The organism is Pseudomonas fluorescens, from assembly GCF_001623525.1.
Lineage (GTDB): Bacteria > Pseudomonadota > Gammaproteobacteria > Pseudomonadales > Pseudomonadaceae > Aquipseudomonas > Aquipseudomonas fluorescens_Q.
In genome coordinates this window covers 5,636,461-5,652,677 of record NZ_CP015225.1, presented here as the reverse complement: position 1 = coordinate 5,652,677, position 16,217 = coordinate 5,636,461, and the positions used below count along the sequence as shown (strand labels likewise).

At 62.1% G+C, this 16,217-nt stretch carries 11 protein-coding genes; 5 read left to right on the top strand and 6 right to left on the bottom strand.

Going from position 1 to position 16,217, the window contains the following annotated elements:
- Positions 1-8 precede the first annotated feature (8 nt).
- From TK06_RS24470 to TK06_RS24460, 3 genes are all read right to left on the bottom strand, one after another.
- Positions 9-767 carry an alpha/beta hydrolase family protein gene (locus tag TK06_RS24470; protein ID WP_063324151.1) on the bottom strand — a complete coding sequence of 253 codons (759 nt, stop codon included), beginning with the start codon at positions 765-767 and terminating at the stop codon, positions 9-11.
- Positions 757-1,860 carry a DUF3182 family protein gene (locus tag TK06_RS24465; RefSeq protein ID WP_063324150.1) on the bottom strand — a complete coding sequence of 368 codons (1,104 nt, stop codon included), beginning with the start codon at positions 1,858-1,860 and terminating at the stop codon, positions 757-759. The genes TK06_RS24470 and TK06_RS24465 overlap by 11 nt, the downstream gene beginning before the upstream one ends.
- Before the next feature lie 347 nt (positions 1,861-2,207).
- Positions 2,208-3,203 carry a GlxA family transcriptional regulator gene (locus TK06_RS24460; RefSeq protein ID WP_063324149.1) on the bottom strand — a complete coding sequence of 332 codons (996 nt, stop codon included), beginning with the start codon at positions 3,201-3,203 and terminating at the stop codon, positions 2,208-2,210.
- Between the two features lie 98 nt (positions 3,204-3,301).
- Here TK06_RS24460 and TK06_RS24455 point away from each other — a divergent pair, with 98 nt between their 5' ends.
- The gene (locus TK06_RS24455) at positions 3,302-3,856 is read left to right on the top strand and encodes a cysteine hydrolase family protein (protein ID WP_063324148.1); all 555 of its coding nucleotides are present in this window, start codon (positions 3,302-3,304) and stop codon (positions 3,854-3,856) included.
- An 81-nt stretch (positions 3,857-3,937) separates the two neighbouring features.
- Here TK06_RS24455 and TK06_RS24450 read toward each other — a convergent pair whose 3' ends face one another.
- Entirely contained in the window at positions 3,938-7,237 is a 3,300-nt protein-coding gene (locus TK06_RS24450) for an ATP-binding protein (RefSeq protein WP_063324147.1), read from the bottom strand.
- Positions 7,238-7,447: 210 nt separating this feature from the next.
- Between TK06_RS24450 and TK06_RS24445 the strand changes: the two genes are divergently transcribed.
- From TK06_RS24445 to TK06_RS24435, 3 genes are all read left to right on the top strand, one after another.
- Positions 7,448-9,373, top strand: coding sequence for an MAC/perforin domain-containing protein (locus tag TK06_RS24445; RefSeq protein ID WP_063324146.1), 1,926 nt, complete (start codon positions 7,448-7,450; stop codon positions 9,371-9,373).
- 107 nt (positions 9,374-9,480) lie between these two features.
- Positions 9,481-10,335 carry a hypothetical protein gene (locus TK06_RS24440; RefSeq protein ID WP_063324145.1) on the top strand — a complete coding sequence of 285 codons (855 nt, stop codon included), beginning with the start codon at positions 9,481-9,483 and terminating at the stop codon, positions 10,333-10,335.
- Between the two features lie 137 nt (positions 10,336-10,472).
- Positions 10,473-11,087 carry a hypothetical protein gene (locus tag TK06_RS24435; RefSeq protein ID WP_203417391.1) on the top strand — a complete coding sequence of 205 codons (615 nt, stop codon included), beginning with the start codon at positions 10,473-10,475 and terminating at the stop codon, positions 11,085-11,087.
- Between the two features lie 128 nt (positions 11,088-11,215).
- On the opposite strand, the gene TK06_RS24430 is transcribed toward TK06_RS24435, so the two are convergent.
- The gene (locus TK06_RS24430; protein WP_063324144.1) at positions 11,216-11,731 is read right to left on the bottom strand and encodes a single-stranded DNA-binding protein; all 516 of its coding nucleotides are present in this window, start codon (positions 11,729-11,731) and stop codon (positions 11,216-11,218) included.
- A gap of 9 nt (positions 11,732-11,740) precedes the next feature.
- Positions 11,741-13,138: an MFS transporter gene (locus TK06_RS24425; protein WP_063324143.1), complete on the bottom strand. Its 1,398-nt coding sequence runs from the start codon at positions 13,136-13,138 to the stop codon at positions 11,741-11,743.
- Positions 13,139-13,317: 179 nt separating this feature from the next.
- Here TK06_RS24425 and uvrA point away from each other — a divergent pair, with 179 nt between their 5' ends.
- On the top strand, positions 13,318-16,152 hold the full coding sequence (uvrA, locus tag TK06_RS24420; RefSeq protein WP_063324142.1) for an excinuclease ABC subunit UvrA: 2,835 nt from the start codon (positions 13,318-13,320) through the stop codon (positions 16,150-16,152).
- The last annotated feature ends 65 nt before the right edge of the window (positions 16,153-16,217 follow it).

Below are 16,217 nucleotides of genomic sequence, written 5' to 3'. Positions count from 1 at the left end.
CCGCACGATCAGCGTTCCTGGATGATGCTCAAGCGCTCTCCCACCACCATTTCCGTGATCCAGTCCACCAGGATCGAGGTGTAGGCCTGCTGTGATACGGGGTCGCTCAAGGCATGATCGGCACCGTCGATGATCCGGTGAGTCAGCGAGTGGGTCTGCTGGCACGCCGCCCGGTAGCTCATGATGGTGGCATGGGGCACATAGGCATCGGTCTCGGACTCCACCAGCAACACATCGCCGGTGAACTGCGAACACGCATGCAAGGCGCGATTGGTTCCGGCGTGCACCAGCGTGCTGCGGTAATCCAGCAGGTCGGTCTTGTCCAGGTCGCGCTTGGGGGTGTGCCATTGCTCGTCGCGGTACAACGCCGGCACCCGCAGGGCCAGCCAGCGTACCGGACGCAACGAAGTCAGGATCGAAGCCAGGTAGCCACCATAACTGGTGCCCACCACGGCAATCGCCGAGGTATCCAAGGCCGGGTGCGCGAGCAAGCGGTCGTAGGCCGCCAACAGGTCTCGCAGGTTGTCCTCGCGGGTGACCCGCGACAACGGGATCCCCGCTCCGCCGGTGTGCCCACGCAAGTCGAAGGTCAGGCACACGCAACCCAGGCCGGCGATGCCTTTGGCCCGTTCCAGGTCCCGCTCCTGGCTACCGCCCCAGCCGTGCACGAACAACACGCCAGGAACCTTCGACTTGGGACTCAGGAACGTCCCGTTCATGCGTTCATCGTCAATCTCGATCTGAATGGTTTCACTTCTAGCCGTCATAGGATTGAACCGTTACGTATTTGAGAAGGAAGTCGCCGTTGTGCGCCGCGCCGCGATAGACCTCCCTCGCGCCGGGCGGCAGCGGTTGCTCGGTGTAGGTCTCCACCGAGGACACCCGCACCGCGCTGGTTTGCGGCGCTTCGACGAACACCTGCAACGCCGCCAGTTCGGCGCTGCTGGCGCCGCCCATGCGCCATGACTGTTCCAACACACCGCCACGGGGCTGGCCGGCGGCATCCAGGCCCTGGGCGATGTCGTAATTGCGCCGCGATGCAAAAAAGCTCGGGTAGGCCTGACTGGCGGCGTCATCGAACACTTGCGCCAGGCGCACCGCCTCGCGCACATCGTCGGGCAATTCGAGCCTGAGCAACTCGATATAACCGCCCTGTACTATCAGCAGGTCCGACCCGCCGTACACCTCCACCCCCTCGCTGTCGTGGGTCAGGTGTTGCACACCGCAATAACTCAGGACCTTGCCGTTGATGAAGCTCTGGCCGACGCTCTGGGTCTTGACCTCGTTGAGGTGCTGTTCCAGCGCCACCCCATCGCGAAACAGCGCCTGGGCGTCCGGCCCGGCGACAATTTCATCGAACTGCGCCAGGCTCTTGATCAGCCGTTGCCCACGCCCGGCACAGGCATGGATCGGCTTGAGGCGAATCGGACCGGTGTACAGCAAGTGCTCGGCGGCCGGACGCGCATCCTTGAGCGAAAAGACCGTCACGCCATCGAGTACCGCGCCTCGCGTGAGCTTGGCAAACAGCGGCGACCAGCCTTTGGGCGCCACGGCATCCTTATTCAACAGACCGTGGGTAATCGCCTTGGTGCAGATGAAATCATGCTCGACATACCCACCCCACACATCCTCCGGCCCCTTGACCCCCAGGCGCATCAAGGTTTCGGTGCCGATCAGGGTTTGCGTGGGCAACAGATAAAGATCATGACCGGCACTGGGGTCATGGCTGTCGCCGTACTCCCAACCCAGGATCTGCGCCAGCCACTGGGCCAGTGCACGATTGGTCTCGACCTCATGGCGCGGCGCTTGTGGATTGACCGAATAGGCCACTACCCGCTTGTTGCGATTGACTGGTGTCATGCGTTGCCCTTTTTCCTGCGTTCGATGGCTTTGGATATGCCTGTGAATCAGGAAAGGTGCAGAGATCAGGCCAACGGTGGCATCGGTAAGGATGGCTCAGCCAAACGGGCGTCTAGTGCGCAGTTGATAGCATCGGGCCTGTTTCATTCTGCACGACCCATGATAGGCATCCCGCAAATTGCACGATATCCAACAGCAGACACAGCCCCCTGTGGCGAGGGAGCTTGCTCCCGCTGGGGTGCGAAGCGCCCCCCCCAAAAGAACCTACACCAGATGTAGTCAGTTGAGATGGTGGGGCTGCTGCGCAGCCCAGCGGGAGCAAGCTCCCTCGCCACAAAGGTCCAGTGTCAGCCTTTGGGAGTGCCCGGTGGACTTACCCCAAACCGCGCCCGGTAATCACTCGGCGCCAACCCGGTGATTTTCCTGAACGTCGCGCGAAAGGCGCTCGGGTCCTGGTAACCGACGGTCCAGGCAATGTGGTCGATGGTGCCATTGGTGAACTCCAGCATTTCCCGGGCTTTGCCGACGCGCAGATGCTGGCAGTATTCGGTGGGCTTGAGCCCGGTGGCAGCGCGAAACCTGCGCAGGAAGGTACGTTCTTCCAGCCCGGCGCGTTCGGCCATCGCACCGAGGGAAACCTCCACCGCGCCGCTGCTTTGCAACCAATGCTGGACCTTGAGAATCGCCGGGTCGCCATGGCCGAGGATGGGCGCAAAATTACTGCCGCACTGGCTCGCGCTGTCGCTGTGCTCGATCACCAGGAATTGCGCCGTGCGCGTGGCGATGCTGGGCCCCAGCAGGCGGTCCACCAGGCGTAGCCCCAGCTCCGACCAGGCCATCAACCCGGCGGTGGTGATCAGGTCGCCGTCGTCGACGATGGGTTTGTCGGCGTTGAGCTTGATTTTCGGGTAACGCGCGGCAAAGGTCTTGGCCGAAGTCCAGTGGGTGGTGGCGCTGCGCCCGTCGAGCAGGCCGCTTTCGGCCAGCAGGATCGAGCCCACGCAAACCCCGCCGAGCACTGTGCCGTCGGCATGCTGCGCCCGCAGCCAATCCATCAGCGCCTGAGAGACCAAGCCTTCACTGAAACCGGCAAGGGACGGTGGAATCAACAACGCCACCAGCTTGCCCGCCGGGCCTGTTTCGCTGTCGAACACCCGCAACGGCGCCTCGCCCTCCTCCACCCGCCAGTGACTCACCCGCAGCGTTGGCAACTGCACGCTGGCATGCTCGGCCGCGATCCGCTGCGCCACGGCGAACAGATCGGTCAAGCCATGCACCGCCGCCAGTTGCGCGCCAGGGTAGATGAGCACCCCAAGCTCGGCGACTGCCCTTTGCTGCGTCATTGTCAGTTTTCCCTCGCTTATTGTCGTTGCGGCCAATCCTCGAAGCGACGGTAAAAGCCAATACTGGCTTCACACCCAATCTGATCGAGGAAGCCCCCATGTCCAAGCAAGCGCTCATCGTAGTCGATATCCAGAACGACTACTTCCCCCAGGGCAAATGGCCGTTGGTCGGCGCCGAAGCCGCCGCCGACAATGCCGTACGGTTGATCGAAGCCTTCCGTCAGGCCGGTGATCGCGTGGTGCACATCCGCCACGAGTTCACCTCCGACGACGCCCCGTTCTTCACCCCAGGCTCGGAAGGCGCACAACTGCATCCTAACGTGCTCAACCGCGCCGACGAACCGGTGGTGCTCAAACATTTCGTCAATTCGTTTCGTGAGACCGAACTACAATCCCTCCTCGAGCACCATGGCATCGAACAACTGGTGGTGGTCGGCAGCATGAGCCACATGTGCGTCGACGGCGTCGTGCGGGCGGCGGCAGACCTGGGCTACGGCGTCACGGTGATCCACGATGCCTGCGCCACCCTCGACCTGGAATTCAACGGCGTCGTCGTGCCGGCTGCCCAGGTGCATGCGGCGTTCATGGCGGCGCTGGGGTTTGCCTACGCGAATGTGGTGAGTACCGAGCAATTCCTGGCCGACCATCAGTAAACCCACGGCACAGCTAAAAAACCGCGCTTCATCACCCAAGTGCGGTTTTGTCTCAGGCACCAACGGTGTACCTGGAAGCGCTCAAGTCTCCAGCACGTGCAACAACCGCGGCATCGTCGCCACGAACCCCATCTGCTGCGCTTCGCGCGCCATCCCCTTCAGCTTCTCGCCGCTGGCTTGATCGGCGTTGCACAGCCACTGCCCCGCCACATCGATCAACCGAACATGATGGTTGATCCAGGCGCACGACGCCGACTCGGGCAACGCCGCCATCTGTTGCCCATGCCAGTTAGCCTTTTCGGTATTACCCGCCAACAGGCAGGTTTCAGCGGCAGCCACACGAAAGCGCAAGGCATTGTGGGCCAGGCAGGCTTGGGTGAGCTGGGCTTCGCCCTTCGCCAAGGCCTGCTGGCTGAACGGTTCGTCATCGCTGATCATCGCCAGGCTGCCGTAGACCCAAGGCCCGATGTAGTGCTGCAACTCGAAGCGTTCCACCAGGCTCGCCGCCTCCATGATCAAGGTCTGCGCCAGCCCGCGCTCGCCCTGGCGCAACGCCACCCGCGCCAACCCTTCCAGCAGGATCGCTTCGAAACGGCTGGCGCCAAGGCTGCGTGCCAGCGTCAGGGCACTGCTCAGCTCTTGTTCCGCCAAGGCATCCTGGCCGCCCGCCACCAGCACCCAGGCCGCAGTGAGCCGCGAGAAAACCTGCGCTCGATGATTGCCCAGCCGGGCGCTGCATTCGATGGCCTCCATGGCGTCACGCAAGGCGGGCTCTGGCTGGCCCAGGTACAACTGCGCCGATCCACGGGCGCTGCGATTGGCCGCCTCCACGTGTGTCCACCCATTGCGCTCGCACAAGCGTACGCATTGATCGAATACCTCGTAGGCAGTCTGCATGCGCCCTTGTGCGTAGTAGGAGTCGCCAATGCCACTCAAGGCCTTGGCCTCGGTTTCCAGGTCCCGACCGATGCGAGCAGAGGACAACGCTTCTTCATGAAGGCGGCGACACTCGGCGTAATCACCCCGTGGGAAATAGATATTCCCGCGCAAGTGATTCAACCGGGCAAGCGCCACATGGGCTTGCATGGACCGGGCGATGGGCAGCATGTCCTCGATCAGGCGCTCCTCCTCGTCCAGGCAATCGAGGGTATTGAGAACTGCAGCCAGCCCCAACGCGGCCTCGATCCGATCCTGCGACCGCTCGGCCAATACCAAGGCTCGCTGGAAATGCGTCCGGGCCTCCACGGTCTGGCCCAGGCCCGAACACGCCTGGCCGCACAGCAACGCGAAAGGAAAATTGCCCTGCGCGCGCTCGGCAAACGCCGAGCATTGCCGCGCCAGCGCAAGGACGCTGTCGTACTGGCAGGCCAGTCGTTTTTCGCCCATGGCCACCAACAGTGCGTCGAACGCCGCCGGATCGTTGGCCCGCAGCAAGTGCTGGGCATAAAGCACCCGGTCGCGCGCGCGATAGAGATTCGCCACCTCACCGTGCAACTGCTCGCGCAGCAACGTTGGCATTGAATCGTAGAGGCAGTGCATGACCAGGTCGTGGACAAACAGGTAGCTGCCTGGCTCGACCTCCCGCAATAGCCCCTGGCGCATGTCCGCGGTCGGCAGATATCCGGGCTGCCCCAGCGCTTCGCGCCACAGCGTCAGCTCGAAGCGATTGCCCAGCACCGCGGCGTAGTGCAGGGCACGACGTTGCTCGGGGGCCAATTTGTCAAAGCGGGTCTGGACCAGATGCCGCAGGCTGTCAGGGAAAACCCCTTGCTGGCTCGACAGCAGTTGCGTCAGGTACAGCGGGTTGCCCTGGGCACGGGCGACACATTCGGCCCGGTAGCGCGGATCGACCTCAGTGAATTGCTCCGCCAGGACCGTGGCCTCCCGCGCCCGGATCGGCGCGATGTCGAGCAGACTCATGGGGCTGGAGGAATGCGTACGGATTTCGCTTTCCAGCGGATCGCCTTCGGGACGGGACGTCAGCAGCCAGACCACCGGCGCTTCCTCAGTGGCATCGAGCAGCCTGCCCAGCAGCATAAACAGCCTGGCATCGCCCCAGTGCAGGTCTTCGACGCAGATCAGCAAAGGCTGTTGCACCGCGCTGCGCAGCAACACGTCGAGCAAGGCCTGGAACAGCCCCTGGGTACGGGCCTGGTTGCTCATCGCGGCATACAGGGCCGGAGGCTCGGCAGACGACACCCCCGTCAGCACTTGCAAGAACATGCGATGTTCGGCGGCCACTTTCAGGCGGGACAACGCGGCATCCAACAGCGAGGCGCTGACGGACGCCGCGCCCCCCAGGTTGAGCAGGCTGGCCAGCAGTTGCCCCAGGGGCCAAAGGCTGTTGTCCATGCCGAAATCCAGCACATCGCCGCGATGGCAGGCAAAGCCACGCTGCCGGGCCATTTCGAAAAACTCACTGACCAGGCGGGTCTTGCCGATGCCCGCCATGCCGCGCACATAGACGATGTGCCCGTCCTGGCATTCCTGGGTGGCCTCGATCACAGCCTTGAACTGCAAGAGCTCAATGGCCCGTCCCACCAACGGGCGCAGCGCGTTTTCGTCGAGGCTGCGCGGGCGCAGGCATTTGCGATAGGCCTGAAACTCATCGTCGCTGGACGAAAACTCAAACCGTGCGGCGAGCTGTTCCAGCAGGTTTTGCGCAACATACACCGGCGCGTGCCCATGACGCTCCAACAGCGGCTTTCGCGCGAGCAAGACAGGCTCGACCGCAGGCTCCATGGTGTCGGCACTCAGGCGCACAAGCCGCAGCAACAAGGCATGCCCGGACATGACGAATTGCTCCCGACTCAGCGCCAACGCGCAGAGCAGGCCCCGCTCGCTATCGCTGCGATAGGCCTGTGGCGAACCGAACTGGGCGATCACCACATCCTGCGTCATCCCCAGTGGAACGCCACCGAACTGACGCACCAGGCGCTCGATTTCTTCCATGAACGTCGTCGCGGGCAGCCCATCGATCCGAAAGGACAGCTCCAGCACGTAGCGGATGACGCTGTCATCGACCTGTTTCAGCGCCTGTTGCGCAAAGGCCGTCTGGTGCACCGCGCTCATCGTCTGTTGGATCTGCGCCAAAGCCACCGAGGCGGGAGTGCTCAGCAGCTCACTCACATCGACCCCGAAGGCCGTCGCCAAGTGCCGAGCCGTGCGGTAAAGCACCGGCTTGCCGGTTTCGGCCCGCTTGATGGAGGCGATCGAGACGCACAAATGCCGGTTCAGGCAGGCCTCGGCCAGGGTTTCCTGGCTCAGGCCATGCTGTTTGCGCAGGCCTTTCAACGACACGGCGTCCAGCAGGACACGGCCGTCGGATATCGAGGCATCACGCCTGGGCAGGGCAGCAAAGGTGTTTGGTCGCGAGTCCATGTCGATAGCCCTTCTACCCTGGGACAACGGCAGCCGATCGAGTGTACTCCTGCGCCTCGCCCGGGTTAATGAAAAGATGGCATTTTGCCTGATACCAAACTGATACCGGACTGACACCGCTCTGGACTGTCCGCCTATCACCGCCCTCCCGATACTCACTCCCATCAATTGGCACCCAGTTGATACAACCTGAGCGATGGGAGAAAGGCGATGAGCGATGGACTGAAGGGCAACGCAGGCGATGACGTGCGGGATATCGGCGGTTCGCAATTACTGGGGCGCGGACTGAACCGGCTCGATTGGGCCGGCGACAGCAAGGAGTGCCTGAAGGTCGGCGATACCGAATCGGGCAAACGTGCGGTGCCATACCGGAAAACGTCTTACAACGTGGGGAAAAACGTCACCATGTCCACGGTCGTGGCCAACGACAATTTCTCCACCGAGACGTTTGCCTCCCGTGATGAGTTCGAAAGACATACCCAGACGAGTGTCGAAGCCTCCGGCAAATACGGCGCCTTTTCCGCCGGTTTCAAAGCCACCTTCGGCAGCGACATCAAGACGCTCGAAGAGCGCGAAGCCGCGCTCTACAGTCACACGGTGCGGTTGTGGAAACTGACCCTCGAGGTCAGCCCCGCCAATGCCACGGAAGCGTTCAAGAAGCGCATCGATGAGTTGCCCAAGGCCTTCGACCCGGGCAATCCGGCGCCGTTCTTCAATTTCCTGGTCGACTTTGGTGCCGATATCGTCAGCGAAGTGACTGTCGGTGGCTCGCTGAACTATGCGATGACCGCACTCAAGAGTTTCCTCAGCAAGACCAACACCCTCGATGCCATGGTCAAGGCCGAATACGGCGCCTTCGTCAGCGGTAGCGCGACCACCTCGGTCTCGGAAACGGTCAAGAAAAACATCGCCCATCGCAACGCCAACCTGACCACCCGGGGCGGCACGCACGCCATCGCTTTCAACTCAGTGGACCCGAACAATTGCAATACGGAGTTCGGCAAATGGCGCGAATCGCTGCCCGACGACCCGACCGTCGTGGAGTTGGCAATCGCGCCGGTCTATCGCTTCGTCAAGGAAGGCGAGACCCGTACGGCACTGGAGCAGGCCTACCAGTGGTACACCAGCTACAAGGCGGAAATCGAAGCCACTTGGCAAGAATCGGTGGTTGTCCTCGGCCGCTCCGGGCGGCAAGCCACCTCCAAGGCCGAAGCAACCCGCCCGGCCTTGCGAATGGTGTTCGTGGACAACAAAAGCAAGGAAACCAGCGAAAGCTTCCACTACCCACCCGCCGCGAATGCATCGACCACGGAATTTGAACAGTTCTGGGATGCGCTGGCCCTGCTGCTGAGACAAAAAAACGGGCAAAAATTGCTGATGGCCACTGAGCGCTGGCCGCGCGACGCGCGCTACTACCCGACGTATGCCATGCGTGAGGCCCTGCTGTCCAACGGCGCCAGCGAAGTGTCGCTGATGCGCTGGGACACGCTGACCAAGCACATGCAGCCCAACCCGTTGTCCGGCCTGACCTATGTGCTGGCGGGAAATGACTTCGAGGCGCCCGGTGTCGATGGACTCATTGCCGGTTTTGGCCAGGCAGGCAAGGACCTCAACCCAACGGTGAAGGTCAAGGCTCGGTTTTCCCACGACTCGTTCGGCAAGGTCAAGTTGGTAAAAACCGCAACGACCGAGGAAGACCCTCGCACCGCGCTGTACATCGTGCGCAACAATACCGACGCCAAACCGGCCCTGGCGGTCGATCCGCAAAACCGGACCCGTATCGCCATGCAGACGCCGGACAGGCACAACCCAGGGCAATACTGGTACATGCCCGAGCTGGAAAAACCTTATCCGGAAATCAACCACCCGGTGCTGCTGATCAACTACGAGACGGGAACCTGCCTGCAGGGCATGCATGACCAGGGCGACTGCCGGCTAAAACCCATCGAACCGGGTCGCCAGCAGGACGACGTCATCTGGGACCGGCGCGGCGATGAGGTGTTTCACCTGTTGATGGTCTACAACTGGAGGGACGCCTTGTGCCTGACCCAGATTGAAAAACGCGCCGCCGTCCGGCCTTGGCGCCTACCTCACGGCATGGACTGGTTGCGTGAGCAGCATCGTCCGTATAGCTGATACCCAATAATGAAACCCCTGTGGGAGCGAGTTTGCTCGCTCCCACAGGTTCGTTGGGCGATTGAGCGCCCTTTCTCTAGCCTTCTTGCGTGCGTGGTCCCCATACGATGCAAGTCTTCAACTGTGTTCCCTTTATCGGCGATGGCGTGGAAACGGCCCTCGATCCCCGCCGGTTCCCCTACCTGTTCAACGACCATGGCCTGGCACGACCGAGTGTCCAGGAGCGCGGCCACTTGATCCAGCTCAGCCCCGATAACCCGGCCCTGTCCCTGGGTACTCGCTACTCGGGCATCAGTTGGCGGGACAGTGAGGTTGCAACGAACAGCGGTTCCTACTGGATCAAGACGTTCGACTTCCACGCCAGCGAAGTGCACTACGCACCGATCTGGGCAACCAAGGAAACGGCGCAGGCCTTTGGCATGACCCTGCTCGGCAACGGCGAATGCCTGCGTTTCGAGTACGACCAATTGATCCTGGGCCAATACACCTACGGCAAATGGGCCGGCCATCAATCGCCCTACCTCGGCCCGGGGCGCCAGCGCGAGCTGCTGACCTACAACCCGACCGACCTCGAATACCACAACTTCCCCCACGCGTTCTTTTCCCGTTATGGCCGCTTGCCACTGGTGATCAGCGTCGCCCGTTGGCGGCCTGCGTCGAGGGAAATTCATTTGGCCGACCTGTGGCTGCGGCCCGGCGATGCGCTGGTCCTGCCGCCCAAGCACTACCCCGACATCGCCCCCAGTGACGCCCACGGCGTCGAAAACTGGCCAGCCGTCGTGGACATGCACGGCAACCGAAACTCGGCGCTGGCCTGCTGGTTCGGGGAAGGTGAGGACTGTTTGCTGACGGAGACGATCCTGGCCAACTCGACCTTGATGAGCTCTCCCCAGGGCAAACCGCACTATCACGAAGAGAAGACGCCGACACGGCATGAGTTACCGGCAAATTACCGACCGTGAGGGTGATAGCACGGCAGGCAAGAAATCTGGACGGCGGGGACCAGGAAGAACCCAACCTCGGGCGAAGTGTTTTTTACTAGGCGTACTTGAGCAATAACGATAAGAATGGCCGGGTATTTTTCCCAAGAGCCAGCCGCATGAAACGCAAACGCCCGCCGCGCCTGGTCGAATCCCCGTTCCCGACCGCTACATCAGCGTCACTGCACCCGCCCACGTGGGATTGCTCAAACGACGTATCCAGGCCGGGTTACCTGGGCACCATGATTTACGTTGCGGGGATGTTGCTGGCCCTGCCCGTCTACGGGCTGGCAGTGTTTACCATGATGCTGTTCAAGGTCGAAGGCCTGTCGTCCATTCACATGAGAATGATCGAAGATCCGCTGATTCTAGCGCTCATGTTCATCAGCGCATTCGCGGCCGTCTGCGTGATCAACTGGCTCGCCTCCGGGCCTACGGTGCTTGGCTTCTGCTTCGACGAACGCCAGCAACGCCTCACCTTCACCCAGCGCCGCCCTGCCCGGCAAACCACCGAAGAATGCGTGCCGTACAGCGATATCCACTCCATCAGGCCCTACATAACGACCGCTTCCGCCCACTTTTGTCACTTTGTGGTGTGCTTCGCCGGGGCCAATGGCAAACCGATCGAACTTCGGTTTTCGGAGGTAACGGTGCGGGACATGGCGTTCCATGCCGAGTGGTTGAGGCAGTCGATTGGCGAGAGGATGCAGGAAGTATTGGATCTGGATTTGTGAGCATGACCGGGATTGCCCGGGGTCCTCAAGTCATGAACCTGGCCTGCGCCAATAAATAAAAAGCCCCAAGGGCAGAGTGCGCTTGGGGCTTTTTTTCAAACTATTGGCTGAGTAGTCTCAACCCGTCATCAGAACGGAATATCGTCATCAAAGCTGTCGAAATCCGGAGCCGGTTGCGGCGCGGCCTGTTGTGGGGCCGGACGCTCGCGTTGTAGCTGTGGGGCCGACTGCGGACGCGGGGCCTGCTGACGCGGAGCCGATTGCTGGTAGTTGTTGCCACCTTGTTGCTGGTCGCCCTGTGGACGGCCGCCCAGCAGTTGCATGGTGCCTTGCATGTCGACCACGATTTCGGTGGTGTAACGCTTGATACCGTCTTTTTCCCACTCGCGAGTCTGCAGCTTGCCCTCGATGTACACCTGCGAACCCTTGCGCAGGTATTCGCCGGCGATCTCAGCTACTTTGCCGAACATCGACACGCGGTGCCATTCGGTCTTCTCGACCTTCTGGCCGGTCTGCTTGTCGGTCCACTGTTCGCTGGTCGCCAGACTCAGGTTGGTCACGGCGTTGCCGTTCGGCAGGTAGCGAACTTCGGGATCCTGGCCGCAAGTACCGACCAATATGACTTTGTTAACCCCACGGGCCATAACGTTCTCCTAGGCTTCGCACGTAGTCGGGGCCGGGTTGTTCACCAGGCGCTCGAGCGTCGCGCGATCCAATAATTCGGTGTCGAGTTTGATATACACGGCCGCTTCGTCGGCGACCACCACTGCATCGGTTACTCCAACGACGGCCTTCAGACGCTCGGTCAGGCCAGCCTCACGAATCGCCTCGGGCGATAAGGGCAAGCGCAGGCTCGTCACATAGGGAGGTTCGCGCATGGTAACAGCAAAGGCTAACCAAAGTGCAGCCAGCGCGGCACAACCCAGGAACACAACCGACAAACCGCCATGCTGGAACAGCCAGCCGCCAAGGATCCCGCCCAACGCCGAGCCCAGGAACTGACTGGTGGAGTAGACCCCCATCGCCGTGCCCTTGCCGCCCGCTGGCGAAACCTTGCTGATCAGCGACGGCAGCGAGGCTTCCAGCAGATTGAACGCGGTGAAGAACACCACCGTGCCGATCACCAACGCCCGCAAGCTATCGCCGAACTGCCAGAAGAATAGCTCAGTGAGCATCAGCGTCATGACGGCGCCGAGCAAAACTCGTTTCATTTTGCGTCGTTTCTCGCCATAGATGATGAACGGAATCATGGCGAAGAACGAAATCAGCAGCGCCGTCAGGTAAACCCACCAGTGCTGCTCCTTGGGCAGGCCGGCCTTCTCGACCAGGGCCAGCGGCAAGGCCACGAAGCTGGACATCAGCATGGCGTGGAGCACGAAAATGCCCAGGTCCAGGCGCAGCAGGTCCGGGTGCTTGAGGGTCGGGATCAATGCCTGGCGCGCCACCCCGGATTCCCGGTGCTGCAACGGCCCGGTGGACCGCGGCACCATGAACGCCACGATCAGGATTCCCACCAGCGCCATGGCCCCGGTCGCCAGGAACAGGCCCGACAAGCCAAACGCGCGGGTCAGCAAAGGACCGACCACCATGGCCACGGCGAACGACAGACCAATGGTCATGCCGATCATGGCCATGGCCTTGGTCCGATGTTGTTCGCGGGTCAAGTCTGACAGCAGCGCCATGACGGCCGCGGAAATGGCCCCGGCCCCCTGCAGGATACGTCCGGCGATCACGCCCCAGATCGAGTCGGCATTGGCCGCCAACACGCTGCCGAGGGCGAAGATGATCAGCCCCAGGTAGATAACCGGGCGCCGGCCGATACGGTCGGAAATGACCCCGAACGGGATCTGGAAGATCGCCTGGGTCAGGCCATAAGCGCCGATCGCCAGGCCGATGAGGGCCGGGGTGGCGCCTGCCAGGTCCATGCCATAGGTCGCCAGCACCGGCAACACCATGAACATGCCCAGCATACGGAAGGCGAACACCAGGGCCAGACCGCTTGCTGCGCGTGTCTCGCCACGACTCATGCGTTCGCTGTGGGGATCTTGCATGGAAAAACCTCATGTGAACCGGCGGCGATTCTACCAGTCCCATCGATTGAGAGGGTATATGGCGACCGTTTGCCGCGCAGTCTTCATGTATGGCTGCAATCGCGCCTTCAATAGTGTGCATCCATCCAGTATTTGCCCGTATACTCCTACGTTTTCGACGCCCGCCGAGCGAGGCCACTTTGGACAAGATCCTGATTCGTGGGGCCCGTACCCACAACCTGAAGAACATCGACCTGACCCTGCCACGGGACAAGCTGATCGTCATCACCGGCCTGTCCGGATCCGGCAAATCATCCCTGGCCTTCGACACGTTGTACGCTGAAGGCCAGCGACGCTATGTCGAATCGCTGTCGGCCTACGCCCGGCAGTTCCTGTCGATGATGGAAAAACCCGACGTCGACACCATCGAAGGCCTGTCGCCGGCCATTTCCATCGAACAGAAATCGACCTCCCATAACCCCCGGTCGACGGTCGGCACCATCACCGAGATCTACGACTACCTGCGCTTGCTGTATGCGCGGGTCGGCATTCCCCGCTGCCCCGACCACGACATTCCCCTGGAAGCCCAGACCGTCAGCCAGATGGTCGACCTGGTGCTGGCCCAGCCCGAAGGCAGCAAGCTGATGCTGCTGGCCCCGGTGGTTCGCGAGCGCAAGGGCGAACACCTGATGGTGTTCGAAGAGCTGCGCGCCCAGGGCTTCGTGCGGGCCCGGGTCAACGGCAAGCTGTGCGAGCTGGACGAACTGCCGAAACTGGATAAACAGAAGAAGCATTCGATCGATGTGGTGGTCGACCGCTTCAAGGTCCGTGCCGACTTGCAGCAGCGGTTGGCCGAGTCCTTCGAGACGGCACTGAAACTGGCCGACGGCATCGCCCTGGTCGCACCGATGGACGATGAGCCCGGCGAGGAGATCATTTTCTCCGCGCGTTTCGCCTGCCCGATCTGCGGCCATGCCATCAGCGAGCTGGAACCCAAGCTGTTCTCCTTCAACAACCCGGCTGGCGCCTGCCCGACCTGCGATGGCCTGGGGGTCAAGCAGTTCTTCGACACCAAGCGCCTGGTCAATGGCGAGCTGACCCTGGCCGAAGGCGCGATTCGCGGCTGGGACAGGCGCAACGTCTATTATTTCCAGATGCTCGGTTCGCTGGCGGCCCATTACAAGTTCAGCCTGGATAAACCGTTCAACGAGCTGCCCGCCGACCAGCAGAAATTCATCCTGCAGGGCAGCGGCTCGCAGAATGTCGACTTCAAATACCTCAACGACCGCGGCGATATCGTCAAGCGCTCTCACCCGTTCGAAGGCATCGTGCCGAACCTGGAGCGACGCTACCGCGAGACCGAATCGGCCAGCGTGCGCGAAGAACTGGCCAAGTTCCTCAGCACCCAGCCCTGCCCGGATTGCCGTGGCACTCGCCTGCGTCGCGAGGCGCGGCATGTGTGGGTTGGCGAGAAGACCCTGCCGGCGGTGACCAGCCTGCCGATTGGCGACGCTACCGATTATTTCGGCGGCTTGAAGCTCACCGGCCGTCGGGGCGAAATCGCCGACAAGATCCTCAAGGAAATCCGCGAGCGCCTGCAGTTCCTGGTGAACGTCGGCCTGGACTACCTGACCCTCGACCGCAGCGCAGACACCCTGTCCGGCGGCGAAGCCCAGCGTATCCGCCTCGCCAGCCAGATCGGCGCCGGCCTGGTGGGGGTGATGTACATCCTCGACGAGCCGTCCATCGGCCTGCACCAGCGGGACAACGACCGGCTGCTCGGAACCCTGAAGCACCTGCGGGACATCGGCAACACGGTGATCGTGGTCGAGCACGACGAGGACGCCATCCGCCTGGCGGACTACGTGGTGGACATCGGCCCAGGCGCAGGGGTGCATGGCGGGCATATCGTTGCCCAGGGCACCGCCGCCGAAGTCATGGCGCACCCTGACTCCCTGACCGGCAAATACCTGTCGGGCCGGGTGAAGATCAAGGTTCCGGCCAAACGTACGCCGCGCAACAAGAAGCTGTCGCTGACCCTCAAGGGCGCCCGTGGCAACAACTTGCGCAACGTCGACCTGGAAATCCCGATCGGCCTGCTGACCTGCGTGACCGGCGTGTCCGGCTCGGGCAAGTCGACGCTGATCAACAACACCCTGTTCCCCCTCAGCGCCACGGCCCTGAACGGCGCCACCACCCTGGAAGCTGCCGCCCACGACAGCATCAAGGGCCTGGAGCATCTGGACAAGGTGGTCGACATCGACCAGAGCCCGATTGGCCGTACTCCGCGTTCCAACCCGGCGACCTATACCGGGTTGTTCACGCCGATTCGCGAGCTGTTCGCCGGTGTACCGGAGTCCCGTTCCCGAGGCTACGGCCCGGGGCGTTTCTCGTTCAACGTCAAGGGCGGGCGCTGCGAAGCCTGCCAGGGCGATGGCCTGATCAAAGTGGAAATGCACTTCCTGCCAGACATCTACGTACCGTGCGATGTGTGCAAGAGCAAGCGCTACAACCGCGAGACCCTGGAGATCAAATACAAGGGCAAGAACATCCACGAAACCCTCGAGATGACCATCGAGGAGGCCCGGGTGTTCTTCGACGCGGTGCCAGCCCTGGCGCGCAAACTCCAGACGCTGATGGATGTGGGCCTGTCATACATCAAGCTCGGGCAATCGGCGACGACCTTGTCCGGCGGTGAAGCCCAGCGGGTCAAGTTGTCTCGCGAGCTGTCCAAGCGCGACACCGGCAAGACCCTGTATATCCTCGACGAGCCGACCACCGGCCTGCACTTCGCCGATATCCAGCAATTGCTCGACGTGCTGCATCGCCTTCGCGACCACGGCAATACTGTAGTGGTGATCGAACACAACCTGGACGTGATCAAGACCGCTGACTGGCTGGTGGACCTGGGGCCGGAAGGCGGCTCCAAGGGTGGCCAGATAATCGCCGTAGGGACGCCGGAACAAGTGGCCGAGATGAAGCAGTCCTACACCGGCTACTACCTCAAGCCGCTGCTGGAACGTGATCGGGACTGATTTCACCCGGGCACGAAAAAGCCCCTGTCATCTCATCGGTGACAGGGGCTTGATCGTTCCCACGC

Excerpts from the sequence above, each read along its gene's own strand:
- TK06_RS24465 (WP_063324150.1), bottom strand. The coding sequence starts at position 1,860 with ATGACACCAGTCAATCGCAACAAGCGGGTAGTGGCCTATTCGGTCAAT.
- TK06_RS24435 (WP_203417391.1), top strand. The coding sequence starts at position 10,473 with ATGAAACGCAAACGCCCGCCGCGCCTGGTCGAATCCCCGTTCCCGACC.
- TK06_RS24460 (WP_063324149.1), bottom strand. The coding sequence starts at position 3,203 with ATGACGCAGCAAAGGGCAGTCGCCGAGCTTGGGGTGCTCATCTACCCT.
- TK06_RS24425 (WP_063324143.1), bottom strand. The coding sequence starts at position 13,138 with ATGCAAGATCCCCACAGCGAACGCATGAGTCGTGGCGAGACACGCGCA.
- TK06_RS24440 (WP_063324145.1), top strand. The coding sequence starts at position 9,481 with ATGCAAGTCTTCAACTGTGTTCCCTTTATCGGCGATGGCGTGGAAACG.
- TK06_RS24430 (WP_063324144.1), bottom strand. The coding sequence starts at position 11,731 with ATGGCCCGTGGGGTTAACAAAGTCATATTGGTCGGTACTTGCGGCCAG.
- TK06_RS24450 (WP_063324147.1), bottom strand. The coding sequence starts at position 7,237 with ATGGACTCGCGACCAAACACCTTTGCTGCCCTGCCCAGGCGTGATGCC.
- TK06_RS24445 (WP_063324146.1), top strand. The coding sequence starts at position 7,448 with ATGAGCGATGGACTGAAGGGCAACGCAGGCGATGACGTGCGGGATATC.
- TK06_RS24455 (WP_063324148.1), top strand. The coding sequence starts at position 3,302 with ATGTCCAAGCAAGCGCTCATCGTAGTCGATATCCAGAACGACTACTTC.
- TK06_RS24470 (WP_063324151.1), bottom strand. The coding sequence starts at position 767 with ATGACGGCTAGAAGTGAAACCATTCAGATCGAGATTGACGATGAACGC.